General features: G+C 37.3%; 7 protein-coding genes. All 7 read left to right on the forward strand.

From position 1 onward, the window contains the following. The first annotated feature begins 107 nt into the window (after nt 1-107). Nucleotides 108-3134 (forward strand): SusC/RagA family TonB-linked outer membrane protein, encoded by a 3027-nt coding sequence (locus ABXT71_RS09300; RefSeq protein WP_415371047.1) that lies wholly within the window; start codon nt 108-110, stop codon nt 3132-3134. A 3-nt stretch (nt 3135-3137) separates the two neighbouring features. Further along, complete coding sequence (locus ABXT71_RS09305; RefSeq protein WP_415371048.1) at nt 3138-4628, forward strand: RagB/SusD family nutrient uptake outer membrane protein; 1491 nt, start codon at nt 3138-3140, stop codon at nt 4626-4628. A gap of 10 nt (nt 4629-4638) precedes the next feature. Continuing rightward, entirely contained in the window at nt 4639-6207 is a 1569-nt protein-coding gene (locus tag ABXT71_RS09310; protein WP_415371049.1) for a hypothetical protein, read from the forward strand. A 12-nt stretch (nt 6208-6219) separates the two neighbouring features. Further along, a complete protein-coding gene (locus ABXT71_RS09315; protein ID WP_415371050.1) occupies nt 6220-7866 on the forward strand; it encodes a family 16 glycosylhydrolase in 1647 nt (548 codons plus the stop codon). Between the two features lie 217 nt (nt 7867-8083). Continuing rightward, complete coding sequence (locus ABXT71_RS09320; protein ID WP_415371051.1) at nt 8084-9370, forward strand: T9SS type A sorting domain-containing protein; 1287 nt, start codon at nt 8084-8086, stop codon at nt 9368-9370. Nucleotides 9371-9407: 37 nt separating this feature from the next. Continuing rightward, nucleotides 9408-13946 carry a T9SS type A sorting domain-containing protein gene (locus ABXT71_RS09325; RefSeq protein ID WP_415371052.1) on the forward strand — a complete coding sequence of 1513 codons (4539 nt, stop codon included), beginning with the start codon at nt 9408-9410 and terminating at the stop codon, nt 13944-13946. A 73-nt stretch (nt 13947-14019) separates the two neighbouring features. Further along, nucleotides 14020-14868 carry a T9SS type A sorting domain-containing protein gene (locus ABXT71_RS09330; RefSeq protein WP_415371053.1) on the forward strand — a complete coding sequence of 283 codons (849 nt, stop codon included), beginning with the start codon at nt 14020-14022 and terminating at the stop codon, nt 14866-14868. Nucleotides 14869-15079 lie beyond the last annotated feature (211 nt).

Here is a 15079-nt window from a genome sequence, read left to right on the forward strand (position 1 = left end):
ATTGATAATTTTTTAGCTATTTTTTTGTTTGTATAATAATTGTATAGGGGTAAATTAATAGTAACACGTTGATAATGTGTTATCTTGTTTTTCTAATTACAACCATAATGAAGTACACAACTTTTTTCATAATGCTACTGCTATTTTCGAGCTCTTTGTTAGCTCAAAACAAGGTGGTGACAGGAACCGTTTACGAGGCATCCAGTGGATTGCCTTTAGCCGGAGCAACGGTTTCTGAAAAAGGAACAAATAACGGAGCAATTACAGGCTTTGACGGAAATTTTAGCCTTAAAAATGTAACACCTAAGGGTGTTATTGTAGTTTCTTATATTGGGTTTCTTTCTCAAGAAGTAGCTACGGTAAATACGTTAGGTGCACTTAATGTTCAATTAGTGGAGGATGCCTCGCAATTGGACGAGGTTATAGTGGTTGGTTATGGTACGCAACGTAAAAAAGAAATCACAGGTGCAGTATCTGTTATAGGTACAGAAACCATTGAGGCGCTCAAACCAAGAAGAATAGAAGAAGCCTTGCAGGGTCAAGTAGCTGGTGTAAATATAACATCTGGATCTGGAGCTCCTGGTAGTGGATTGAATATCGCAATTAGAGGCGTCTCTACAAATGGAGATAACAGACCTCTTATTCTTTTGGACGGAAATGTTATAGAAGATCTAAGTGTAGTAAATCCTGCAGATATAGAATCTATTAATATTCTTAAAGATGCTACTGCTGGTATATATGGTGTACGTGCTGCAAATGGTGTGATACTTATAGTTACTAAAAGCGGTTCTTACAATTCAGAATTAAAGGCAGAATTTAAGTCGTATTATGGTGTACAGGAAACAACACGGAAGATTCCTGTATTGAACGCTACAGAATATGCATTACTTGTTAATGAATCAAGGACAAACGGAGGTCAAGTTCCTTTATTTAATAATGTAGGTTCACTAGGACAAGGAACAGACTGGCAGGACACCGTTTTTGAAAGCGCTCCTGTTATTAGTGCAGACCTAACAGTAAGTGGAGGTGGTGAAAATTCAAAAACATCTTTCGGTCTTTCTTATCTTACTCAAGATGGTATTGTTGGGGGAAGTAAAGCAAACTTTAGCAGGTTTACTGCCCGAGTAAGTCACGATAGAAAAATTATAGAAAAATTAAAGCTGAACACCACTATATTATTAAGTAACACAGATAGGAAATCCCTTTCTGAAAACGCAGTAGGTTCTGTCCTGTATAATGCTTTAAACAATGCACCAATCTTTTCGGTTCGAGATGCAAGTGGTGCCTTCAGCTTATCTGAAGGATTAGGGAACGAAGTAATTAACCCTATAGCGCAGATAGCAAATACAAATAACAATACTGATGTACACAAGATAGGTGGTAGCTTAGGTCTTACGTATGAAATCAATGATAACTTTTCGGTGTCTTCAAGATTTCAAGGTAACTACGCAGAAGTAGACGGATATAGTTTCGCTAAAAAACAATTTTATGGTTCTGGAAAAGTATTTAACATTGCACGAAACAGTGTGTTTGAGGAGTTAAACATTTTCCGTGATTACACATTTGATGCATTTTTGACGTATAAAAACACATTTGCTGACAAGCACAATGTAAATGTAGTGCTTGCAAACTCTGTATTTAGAACCACAGGTTCTTTTAGATCTTTCACTGGTTTTGATATTCCAGGAGATAACGGTAACAATGCCAGCATCGCGAATGCAGGTGAGGTTATCGATAATAACGTAAATGGAGGAAATACTTTTGACGCTAGATTGCTTTCGTATTTTACAAGAATACAATATGACTATGAAGGAAAGTATTTATTCTCGGGAGTAATAAGACGTGATGGTTCTACCAAGTTTGGTCCAGATAATAAATTTGGTTATTTCCCATCTGCATCGGCAGGTTGGGTATTGAGTGAAGAAGAATTCTTATCGAGTAGTCAAAACCTAAGTTTCTTAAAACTTCGTGGCTCTTATGGTATTATTGGAAATGATAGAATTGGCGATTTTGGTTTTGAATCTCTTGTAAACGGAGAAGGAGCTTACGTTATTGGTAACGAACTAGTTATAGGTACTGCAGTAGGAAAACTATCAAATCCAGAAGTTAAGTGGGAAGAGCAAAAGACTTTAGATATTGGGCTTGACGCAAAATTTTTCGGAAACAAGCTAGATGTAACGGTAGATTACTTTAATAGAAGAACAGAAGATTTACTGCTTACGCCACAAGTATCAGGAATTCTTGGAGGTGCAGCGCCAGGTTCTGGAGCTCCTACGGTAAATGCGGGAACAGTTGAGAATAAAGGAATTGAATTAAGTGTATCATATCGCAAAACGGTTTCAGAAAACTTTAAATACAGTATAAGTGCAAATGCAACAACACTTAAAAATGAAGTATTATTTGTGAGTGACGAGAATGGCTTTATTGCCGGTGGTAGTTTTGGTATTGGTCAAGAAGCGCCTTCACGTATGGAAGCAGGTTTCCCTATAGGTTATTTTAGAGGATATGAAACAGATGGAATATTTCAGAATCAAGGAGAAGTAGATTCGGCGGCTACGCTAGATGGAGCTCAGGCAGGAGATATTCGCTTTGTAGACATAAATGGTGATGGTATTATTGATGACCTTGATAAAACAGATTTAGGAAACCCTATTCCAGAAGCAACCTTCGGGATGAATATAGGATTCACCTTTAAAAACTTTGATTTCTTAACCTATGCGTATGCTTCTTTAGGAAACGAAATAGTAAGAAACTACGAGCGGTTTCAACCCTTAACAAATAGAACTACTGCGTATCTAGGACGATGGACGGGTTCAGGTACATCTGCAGATTTCCCACGTGTTACGACGGCTGCCTCAAACAACACTTTGTTTTCAGACTTCTTTGTAGAAGATGGGTCTTTTATTAGAGTCCAGAATATCCAGTTAGGATATACTTTCTCAGAAAAACTGACAAATGCTTGGAAGATGGATGAGTTTAGACTCTACGCCTCTGTAAGCAACGCATTTACTTTTACAAAATATAGAGGCTATGATCCTACTACATCTTCTGGTGCCCCTATAGGTGGCGGAATTGACATAGGATTCTACCCAACACCAAAAACTTATTTATTAGGATTAAATCTTAAATTTTAAACTATGAAATTTCGATTTACAAATATTACTTATATCGCAGCGGCACTAGTTGTTTTAACTATGTGTAACGCGTGTAGCGATGATTTTGTGGATATCAATTCGCAAGACGAAAACTCTGAAGACTATTTTAATAGTGAAACAGATTACCAAAGTGCACTTGTTGGTGCTTATGATTTGTTACAGGCAAGCTATGTCAATGTAATGATAGGGGAGATTGCATCGAGCAATACCCTGGCTGGTGGTGAGAGTGCGATAGATGTGCCAGGTTTTCAGCAAATAGATAACATGTCCCACACGCCGCAAAATGATAATCTTCGTGATGTTTGGAACTGGATGTTCGCTGGTGTCAACAGAGCAAATTTCATCCTTGAGTTTAAAGATAAAACAGATTTCCCAAATAGAAATAATGTAATCGGGCAAGCAACTTTCTTGAGAGCATACTACTATTTTGAGTTGACTAAGTTTTTTGGCGATGTGCCATTAGCAGTAGATGAGCGTTTACTTTTTGGAGATCAAAATGAAGTAGATCGCACGCCTAGCTCAGAAGTATATGCGCAAATAGAAATGGACTTACAGTTTGCAATCGATAATTTGCCAACGGTACAAAGTGAAACGGGTAGAATAACGAAAGGAGCTGCGCAGGCATTGTTAGGTAAGGTATTCTTGTATCAAGATAAATTTGGTCAAGCTGCAGTGTTACTAGACAACGTGATTGGGTCTATGAATTATGACTTAGTAATGGACTACAGTACTTTATTTGAGAATGATAATGAGAATAACATTGAGTCTGTTTTTGAAGTACAATACACAGATGTTGAAGGTGCAGGTTTTGGATGTCTACAATGTAGTGAAGGAAATGTAGCGGTTGGTTTTAATGGACCAAGAACATTTAACGGTCCTTTATTTGAGTCTGGCTTTAGTTTTAATGTTCCTACGCAAGGATCATATGACCTTTTTGAAGATGATGATACTAGAAAAGATGTTGCAATATTAAATATAGACCAGTTTATTGTTGATAATGCAGATTTCAATAATGGGGCCGGTGTAACCTTTGTAGAAGGATTTAATCATACTGGTTTTTTCAATAGAAAATACATACCGAGAGTAGGAGATGCTAATACCGGAGATCAAAATCTTACCAATCCAAATAACTACAGAGCCATTCGTTTTGCAGATGTTTTATTGATGGCAGCAGAAGCGCACAATAGAGGGGCTGGAATGGATGCGATAGCGCGTACCTATTTAAATAGAGTGAGATTACGTGCAGCGCAACCAGAAATAATGAGTTCAGGTACAGATCTTACAAATGCTATTTATAATGAGCGAAGAAGAGAGTTGATGGGAGAAGGTCAATTCTTTTTTGATCAAGTAAGAACAAATAGAGCTGCTCAAGAAATTGAAGGCTTTACAAACGGTAAAAATGAAATATTTCCAATTCCATTAATTGAAATCCAATTAGCAGGAAACAGATGGGAACAAAACGCAGGATATTAATTAAAGAATTATGAAAAACGTAAAATTTATTTATGTCTTTTTATTTGTGACAGCACTTTTTGCTAGTTGCGAAGATGATGACCGCGACACAGATTATGTAAATGGAATTGCTGTACCCTCTAATCTAGAGCTACAAGTTACATTAACACAAGATAATACTGGAGTGGTTGCTCTTACTCCTTCTGGAGAAAGTGTAGCTGCCTTCAACGTTCAATTTGGTGATAGCAGTGAAGCAGCAGACATAGTGCCTGGTGAATCTGTATCTCACGTATATGAAGAAGGTACGTTTACCGTGACGGTCTTAGCAACTAATTTAAATGGAGATTCTACTTCTCTCACTAGAGAAGTAATTGTTTCATTCTTACCACCAGAAAATCTTGAAATAACAATAACTCCAGTATCTGGAGATGCATTTTCTATTGACGTTTCTGCTATGGCAGATTTCTCTGTAGGCTTTGAAGTGTATTTTGGAGATGTAGTAGATGAAGGACCCACTCCATTAATGATAGGAGAGGCCGTAATGCATACCTACGCAGAAGTTGGCACATACACAGTACGTGTTGTAGCACTAGCGGGTGGAGCCGCAACGATAGAAGATACGGTAGAAGTTGTAATTATAAATCCTATTTTACTTCCTATAGATTTTGAGTCTACATCTATAGAATATTCATTTATAGACTTTGGAGGAGCGATTACTACGCTAGCCGACAATCCAAATGTATCAGGTGAGAACACGAGTACTAAAGTGGCACAGTTTTTTAAAGAGAATGGTGCAGAAGTCTTTGCAGGAACAGTGATAGAATTAGGAGGTGTTATAGATTTTACGGCACTCCAAGACATTAGTATTTCTTCATTGTCTCCTACAGTAGGAGCCACAGTAAAATTAAAACTAGAGAATGGTGTTGATCCTACTATTTCCGCAGAGATAGATGCTACTACTGCCGTTGCAAACGCTTGGGAAACCCTATACTTTGATTTTAGCGGCGCAGATTTAACACAAGAATATTCTAAAGTAATTGTATTTTATGATTTCGGGAATGTTGGAACAGGAACAAATTTCTTCTTCGATAATATTATGTTATCAGAGGGGGTTCCGAACACGGGTGATGGTGTGACTTTACCTTTAGATTTTGAAGATGACACGCTAGATTACGGAATCATTGGTTTTGAAGGCGCAGATTCTGCCATTGAAGCAAATCCATTTATGGAAGGTATCAACACAAGTGAAATGGTGTTAAGAACTATTAAAACAGATGGCGCTCAGTTTTATGCTGGAACCGTTGTCGGACTTGATACCCCTATAGATTTTACTACTACGGAAATGATCAAGTTTAAATCATATTCGCCAAAAGCAGGGATTCCCGTAAAATTACGATTAGAAAATGCTGACAATTCTGTAGGGATTGAAGTAGATGTAAATACGACGGTTGTAGATGAATGGGAAGAATTAATCTATGATTTCTCAGGGATGACCGCGGGAGCGGATTTTGTAAGAGTTGTTGTTTTTTATGAATTTATCGTAAATCTTCCAGGAGATGGAAGCACGTACTACTTCGATGATATCACTTTAGAGAATTAAAAAAAAAGAAAGATGAAAAAAATCACATTTGTAATCTTAGCATTAACAATGGTCTTTATAGGCTGTGAAGTGGATGACCCTACTTTTGGAGATGTAACTCCACCTAGCAACTTACAACTTAATGTAGCTGTCGCCCAAGATAACTCTGGTAACGTAACTGTTACTCCTAGTGCAGAGGATGTTATCAACTATCACGTGTATTTTTTATCAGATGCAGAGCCTGTGGTAATAGCAGTTGGCGAAACGGCAGAATTTAGATACACGCAATCTGGTCAGTATCAACAAATTATTCAAGTAATCGCATATGGTAGAGGTGGAGTGAGCTCTAGTGCTACTGTGTTGGTAGATCTTGATGTGACACTTAGTATTGATCCTGTCATCTTAAATTTAATTGCAGGTGACGGTTCTAAAAGTTGGATCTGGGATTCTTCAAATGCTGGACATTTTGGCGTAGGAGATCCAGAAGTAGATTTTCCAGATTTCTTTTCTGCAGCACCTAATCAACTAGATCCATGTATGTATGATGATGTGTTGACTTTCAGTTATGACGCAGACAACAATTATAGTTTTGAATTACAAGATGTAGATGCTACGTTTATTAACTGGGCAGAGGTTAAACGCTTTTTTCCTGATGCAGCACCTCAAGAGTTTGTTGATGAATGTCGCGATTTAGGAGATTTATTAGATTTTCAGACAAGTTTTGTAATCATAGAAAATCAAGCAACAGGAGCTTTAGAGCTTGATGTAGAAAACAGCACATTGTCTTATTGGTCTGGATCCATGGAGTATGAGATTATAGAATTAACAGCAAATAAATTGACCGTAAGAGGACTACAACAACCTTTTGACCCAACGGGTAATCTACTAGCTTGGTACCACACTTTTATTCCACAAGATGGCGGTGACAATCCACCACCACCTGCTTGTGACTCTGGCGCAACAGGAGATACAGGAAGTGGTAATAATGATGTATTAGTTTGGGCAGATGAGTTTGATGTAGATGGACCACCTTGCACTGGTAACTGGTCATACAATGTAGGAACAGGAAGTAATGGATGGGGAAATGGAGAAACGCAATATTACACAGACAGACCAGAAAATATCATAGTTGAAGATAACATGTTAAAAATTACTGCGCGTCGTGAAGATTTTAATGGTAGCGAATTTACCTCTTCAAGAATTGTGTCTCAAGATAAATTTGAATTCACTTTTGGTAAAGTAGAAATGCGAGCAAAACTTCCTACCGGCGGTGGAACTTGGCCAGCTTTATGGATGTTAGGTGCAGATTTTGAAACCAATCCTTGGCCAGCAGCTGGCGAGATAGACATTATGGAACATGTAGGGAATAGTCAAGATGAAATCTTTTCTACACTGCATTATCCTGGTGCTTCTGGTGGAAACGGTATGAGTAGCTCTACGATAATCCCTGGAGCTTCAGATAATTTTCATATTTACAGCGTAGACTGGACCTTAGACTTGATTACTTTCTCTGTAGATGGAACACCATTTTATGTGTTCACCAACAGTGACAACCTCCCTTTTGACAAAGACTTTTTCTTAATATTTAATGTAGCAATGGGCGGCGGCTTTGGTGGCGCTATTGATCCTGCATTTATGGAGTCTTCTTTGTTTGTTGATTATGTAAGAATATACCAATAGTATCAAAATATAAAATTCTTTATAGATAGCTATAAAGTGTGCATCAATAATTCAGAAATTAAAAACAAAGAAATTTGGTCTTTTAATTATTCATTTTATCTGTTAGTAAATTTTGTCAAAGTAGGCACTTTTGCCGTTCACGAGTGAGATTAGCGTCCGTTTCCGAAATAATACAATGCAGATTACATAAAGTTTATTTAACCTTAATATTAATATTATGAACAAAATAATTACATTATTATGTGCAATACTACTTTCAACAGTAGGTTTTGCTCAAGTAGCACCAATTGATTTTGAAGCAAGTGGAAATGGTGCTTCATGGACTTGGACAGTATTTGAAAATGATTCAAATCCACCGCTTGATATAATAGCAAACCCAGATCCTTCTGGAGCAAATACTTCTGCTACTGTAGCAAAATTTACTGCCTTAGAAGCGGGTGCACCTTTTGCAGGTGTCGAATCAATGCACGGGTCGGATATTGGAACATTTACTTTAGATGCTTCAAACGCCGTTGTTAAAATTATGGTATGGAAGTCGGTAATAAGTGATGTTGGAATTAAATTCGCTACAGCATCCGCAGCATCTGATGGTGAGATCAAGGTATCTAATACCGTCGTAGAACAATGGGAAGAATTGACATTTGATTTTTCAAGTAGAATTGGTCTCGCTGCATCAACCGACATTGATCAGATTGTTGTTTTTCCTGATTTTGATGCGAGAATATCAGATAACATAGTTTATTTTGATTCAATAACTTTTAGTGATGGGCTTGTAGGTGATCCGGTTGCACTCCCTGTGGATTTCGAGAATACCAATGCTAATTACAATATTGTAGGTTTTGAAGGAGCTGATTCTGCAATAGAAACAAATCCTGATCAATCTGGTTTAAATACTAGTGCCACAGTAGTGAGAACTATTAAAACAGTTGGTTCCCAGTTTTACGCGGGGACTACCCTTTCTTTAAATGTTCCTATTGACTTTTCTACTTCAGAAAGTATTGCGATAAAAACATGGTCTCCAAAAAATAATATTCCAGTTCGCCTAAAACTAGAAAATGTTAATGGGAGTCAGTTTTTAGAATTAGATGTGAACACAACAGTTGATAATCAATGGGAAGAATTAGTATGGGATTTTTCAGGAATGACAGGAGGTATCGATTTCACGAAAGTAATTGTGTTTTTTGAATTTATCGAATCTCTTCCTGGTGATGGAAGTACTTATTACTTCGATGATATTAATGTAGTTGGTTCTTTAGGACTGAATGACAATGATTCATTGTCCGTTACTGCTTTTCCAAATCCAGTGAAAAATGTATGGAATGTTCAGGCGATGGAGGAAATTTTAGAAATAACTATGTATAATACAATCGGACAAAGAGTTCTTAATGCTTCACCTAATAGCACAACGTATTCGGCTGATCTTTCCTCATTGGAAACTGGTATGTACTTAGTTCAGATCGTCTCCTCAGCAGGTATAAGTACTAAAAGAATATTAAAACAATAAAAGTTTATTTGAACTAACTAATCTTAAAAAATATAATATGAAAAATTTCACATATATATTCATCTTCTTGATTACCTCCGCAGGGTTTTCTCAGGTTGTTCTCGATTTTGAAGGAGCAGCGCCAGGTTTTGGCGATTTCAATGGGTCTGCGACTCAATTGATTGTTAATCCAGATCCTACAGGTGTAAATACCACCGCTAATGTTGCTGAAAATGTCGTAGCTGCGAATGCAGCATTTGCAGGAGTTAATATAGTAGCCCCTATTGATCTTACAGTTAATAAGGTACTCAGAATGGACGTTTGGTCCCCGCTTGCGGGAATACCCGTATTGTTGAAATTAGAAGGTGGACCAAATCCTCCCATAGAGCGACAAGCAAATTTAACTACTACTGGAGCTTGGGAAGAGATCGTATTCGATTTTAGTTCTGAAGGAGCAGTTACTTATGATTCTGTGACAGTATTTATGAATTTCAATATGATAGACGCTGCAGCACAGACCTACTATTGGGATAATCTTGAATTATTTACTCCTGCCCCAGCAGCTCCATCTTTACCAATAACATTTGAAGGAGGACAACTTCCTGCTTTCGGAGATTTTGGTGGATCTGCGACACAAGTGATTTCAAATCCAGATGCTACAGGGGTTAATACATCGGCCAATGTTGCTGAGAATATGATACCTGCTAATGCAGCTTTTGCTGGAGTTAATTATCCAGTTGGTTTGATTGATCTTTCAACAGATAAAGGGTTTACCATGAATGTATGGTCACCTTTAGTTAATACACCAGTATTATTAAAATTAGAAAGTTCTACAGGTCTTCCACAAGAGCGATTAGTGAATTTAACTACGACTGGTGCTTGGGAAGAAATAGCTTTTGACTTTAGTGCACTTACAAATGAGACTTTCGATTCTGTGACTGTATTTATGAACTTTAATCAAGTTGATGCAGTAGCACAGACCTACTATTGGGATAATTTAACACAGGTTAGTCTTGCCCCAGCAGCTCCATCCTTACCAATAACATTTGAAGGAGGACAACTTCCTGCTTTCGGAGATTTTGGTGGATCTGCGACACAAGTGATTTCAAATCCAGATGCTACAGGGGTTAATACATCGGCCAATGTTGCTGAGAATATGATACCTGCTAATGCAGCTTTTGCTGGAGTTAATTATCCAGTTGGTTTGATTGATCTTTCAACAGATAAAGGGTTTACCATGAATGTATGGTCACCTTTAGTTAATACACCAGTATTATTAAAATTAGAAAGTTCTACAGGTCTTCCACAAGAGCGGTTAGTGAATTTAACTACGACTGGTGCTTGGGAAGAAATAGCTTTTGACTTTAGTGCACTTACAAATGAGACTTTCGATTCTGTGACTATATTTATGAACTTTAATCAAGTTGATGCAGGAGCACAGACTTACTATTGGGATAATTTAACACAGGTTAGTCTTGCCCCAGCAGCTCCATCTTTACCAATAACATTTGAAGGAGGACAACTTCCTGCTTTCGGAGATTTTGGTGGATCTGCGACACAAGTGATTTCAAATCCAGATGCTACAGGGGTTAATACATCGGCCAATGTTGCTGAGAATATGATACCTGCTAATGCAGCTTTTGCTGGAGTTAATTATCCAGTTGGTTTGATTGATCTTTCAACAGATAAAGGGTTTACCATGAATGTATGGTCACCTTTAGTTAATACACCAGTATTATTAAAATTAGAAAGTTCTACAGGTCTTCCACAAGAGCGGTTAGTGAATTTAACTACGACTGGTGCTTGGGAAGAAATAGCTTTTGACTTTAGTGCACTTACAAATGAGACTTTCGATTCTGTGACTGTATTTATGAACTTTAATCAAGTTGATGCAGTAGCACAGACCTACTATTGGGATAATTTAACACAGGTTAGTCTTGCTCCAGCAGCTCCAGTCTTTCCATTAACATTTGAAGATTCAGGGATTGATTATGCCCCAATAGGTTTTGAGGGAGCAGATAGTGTTGTTGAGGCAAATGCAGTTTCAGGAGGTATTAATACAAGTGCTATGGTTCTCAGAACTACAAAAACAGATGGAGCACAATTCTTTGCAGGAACAGCAATTAACTTAGATGCACCAATAGACTTTTCTTCTTCTGAAATGATTACTATGAAATCATATTCTCCTAAAGCTGGTATTCCAGTTAAGATGAGATTAGAAAATGCAGATAACAGTGTAGGAGCAGAAGTAGATGTAAATACTACTTTAGTTGATGGTTGGGAAGTTTTAACCTTTGATTTTACAGGACAGTCTGCAGCAGCAGATTATGTACGATTAGTTGTGTTTTATGAGTTTGTAGAGGGTCTTCCAGGAGATGGTTCTACGTACTATTTTGATGATGTTGAAGTTATGACACCTATGTCAAGTGGTCCAGTCTTTCCATTAACATTTGAAGATTCAGGGATTGATTATGCCCCAATAGGTTTTGAGGGAGCAGATAGTGTTGTTGAGGCAAATGCAGTTTCAGGAGGTATTAATACAAGTGCTATGGTTCTTAGAACTACAAAAACAGATGGAGCACAATTCTTTGCAGGAACAGCAATTAACTTAGATGCACCTATAGACTTTTCTTCTTCTGAAATGATTACTATGAAATCATATTCTCCTAAAGCTGGTATTCCAGTTAAGATGAGATTAGAAAATGCAGATAACAGTGTAGGAGCAGAAGTAGATGTAAATACTACTTTAGTTGATGGTTGGGAAGTTTTAACCTTTGATTTTACAGGACAGTCTGCAGCAGCAGATTATGTACGATTAGTTGTGTTTTATGAGTTTGTAGAGGGTCTTCCAGGAGATGGTTCTACGTACTATTTTGATGATGTTGAAGTTATGACACCTATGTCAAGTGGTCCAGTCTTTCCATTAACATTTGAAGATTCAGGGATTGATTATGCCCCAATAGGTTTTGAGGGAGCAGATAGTGTTGTTGAGGCAAATGCAGTTTCAGGAGGTATTAATACAAGTGCTATGGTTCTCAGAACTACAAAAACAGATGGAGCACAATTCTTTGCAGGAACAGCAATTAACTTAGATGTACCAATAGACTTTTCTTCTTCTGAAATGATTACTATGAAATCATATTCTCCTAAAGCTGGTATTCCAGTTAAGATGAGATTAGAAAATGCAGATAACAGTGTAGGAGCAGAAGTAGATGTAAATACTACTTTAGTTGATGGTTGGGAAGTTTTAACCTTTGATTTTACAGGACAGTCTGCAGCAGCAGATTATGTACGATTAGTTGTGTTTTATGAGTTTGTAGAGGGTCTTCCAGGAGATGGTTCTACGTACTATTTTGATGATGTTGAAGTTATGACACCTATGTCAAGTGGTCCAGTCTTTCCATTAACATTTGAAGATTCAGGGATTGATTATGCCCCAATAGGTTTTGAGGGAGCAGATAGTGTTGTTGAGGCAAATGCAGTTTCAGGAGGTATTAATACAAGTGCTATGGTTCTCAGAACTACAAAAACAGATGGAGCACAATTCTTTGCAGGAACAGCAATTAACTTAGATGCACCAATAGACTTTTCTTCTTCTGAAATGATTACTATGAAATCATATTCTCCTAAAGCTGGTATTCCAGTTAAGATTAGATTAGAAAATGCAGATAACAGTGTAGGAGCAGAAGTAGATGTAAATACTACTTTAGTTGATGGTTGGGAAGTTTTAACTTTTGATTTTACAGGACAGTCTGCAGCAGCAGATTATGTACGATTAGTTGTGTTTTATGAGTTTGTAGAGGGTCTTCCAGGAGATGGTTCTACGTACTATTTTGATGATGTTGAAGTGGCTCCGGCACCAATGGGTGATCCAGTAGTACTTCCTATTACTTTTGAAGATACGGACGTAGATTATAACCCAATAGGTTTTGAAGGTGCAGATTCTGTAGTAGAAGCAAATGCGGTTGCTGGCGGTATCAATACCAGTGCAACAGTATTAAGAACTACAAAGACAGACGGAGCACAATTCTTTGCTGGAACAGCAATCAATCTAGGAACGCCTATTGATTTTAGCGAATTTGAGGGAATCTCAATGAAGACCTATTCTCCTAAAGCAGGTATTCCTGTTAAAATGAGATTAGAGAACGCTGATAACTCTGTAGGGATCGAAGTTGATGTGAATACGACCGTTACAGATGAGTGGGAAACACTATTATATGACTTCACAGGGATGACCGCAGGAACAGATTTTGTGAGAATTGTAGTATTCTTTGAATTCATAGATGGTCTTCCAGGAGACGGTTCTACATACTATTTTGATGATGTTATGGTCACTAACCCTTTAAGTGTACAAGGTGTAGAGCTTACTTCTGTAGCCGTGTACCCTAACCCAACGATAGACCAGTTAAACATCGCAGCACAAGTTGCAATCGCTAACATTTCCGTAGTAAATATGCTAGGACAAGAGGTGTTTGCTTCACAGCCAAAAGCAACAAATACACAATTGACTTTAGGTTATTTAAATACTGGAATATATCTAGTACATATCTCTGATGACTTCGGAAATGTGAAGACCGTAAAGATTGTTAAAAAATAAAACCTTATCGGGGGCGGTGTAAAACATGCCGCCCTTTATTTAAAATTGATGATTAATTAAAATTTAAAAAAAAATGAAAAAGAATTACATTTTTAGCGCTTTAGTAGGGCTATTGTCATTGGGAATGACCGCACAAGAAACAGTGGTAACAGATCCAACTGCAGATGCATTTATTGGATATGCCAACGTATTTAATACACCTGCTGATGGAGGTGATTTTGTTTTTGGTCAAGGTTGGGGAATACCAGACTTACAGACTATAGTAGATGCAGGCGCTGGGACCATCACTTTACAGCCTAATTTTAACACCTATGATGCAGCAGATGAGTTTTGGTCAAATGGTGATATTGGAAATAAAATTTTTGAAGGAAACACGTATTTAGAAGATAACTCATTAATAGGTTCTGAAGTTACCTTCACAGGTGGTGTGTCATCAAATACATTGGACCCAGCATATGTAGCTGTCGCTTTTATCAAAGTTTTTAATTCAGATTTTACTGTCTTAAAATTAGAAACTACACCTTTAGTAGATGGGCAAGAGTTTACGGTAACGTATACGAATGTGGAAGCAGAAGATACTACATTACAATACGGATGGTATGTAAGCGGTCTTAATGCAAACCCAACGCAAGAAGCAGATTTAGGAAGCATTGTACTTGTATCTACAGTTTTAAGTGTTAATGAAGTAAATGATGCATCAGTATCTGTATATCCTAACCCATCTTCAGATGTTTGGAATATTACTGCAAACACCCCTATCCAGTCTATTGAGATTGTAAACCTATTAGGACAACGTGTGAGTTTTGAAACGCCTAATGCTACAAATGTTGCTATAGCAAATAGCCATTTAAGTGCAGGTGTTTATACGGCTACGGTTGTTACTGAAGAAGGATCTAAAACAACTAAACTAGTTAGAAAATAATTAAGTTAATATAACTAGTTTAATTGTTGCAAGGGCTTGTTTTTAAGGAAGCAAGCTCTTATTTTTTGTTTAACAATAGTGTTCTTGTTTGGTTATCTGCACGATAAAATAACTGTTAAGGTATTTTATTCTCACTATAAAATGCTGACAGACTTCATTAAACGAGTCCCAACATTTGCGGAAAACATAGCTATTGTTAGTGGATTTTTTT

This window comes from Patiriisocius sp. Uisw_047 (assembly GCF_047730165.1).
Lineage (GTDB): Bacteria > Bacteroidota > Bacteroidia > Flavobacteriales > Flavobacteriaceae > Patiriisocius.

What these genes read in the sequence shown, in the direction of transcription:
- ABXT71_RS09325 (WP_415371052.1), top strand. Translation starts at nt 9,408, where the DNA reads ATGAAAAATTTCACATATATATTCATCTTCTTGATTACCTCCGCAGGG.
- ABXT71_RS09300 (WP_415371047.1), top strand. Translation starts at nt 108, where the DNA reads ATGAAGTACACAACTTTTTTCATAATGCTACTGCTATTTTCGAGCTCT.
- ABXT71_RS09320 (WP_415371051.1), top strand. Translation starts at nt 8,084, where the DNA reads ATGAACAAAATAATTACATTATTATGTGCAATACTACTTTCAACAGTA.
- ABXT71_RS09330 (WP_415371053.1), top strand. Translation starts at nt 14,020, where the DNA reads ATGAAAAAGAATTACATTTTTAGCGCTTTAGTAGGGCTATTGTCATTG.
- ABXT71_RS09310 (WP_415371049.1), top strand. Translation starts at nt 4,639, where the DNA reads ATGAAAAACGTAAAATTTATTTATGTCTTTTTATTTGTGACAGCACTT.
- ABXT71_RS09315 (WP_415371050.1), top strand. Translation starts at nt 6,220, where the DNA reads ATGAAAAAAATCACATTTGTAATCTTAGCATTAACAATGGTCTTTATA.
- ABXT71_RS09305 (WP_415371048.1), top strand. Translation starts at nt 3,138, where the DNA reads ATGAAATTTCGATTTACAAATATTACTTATATCGCAGCGGCACTAGTT.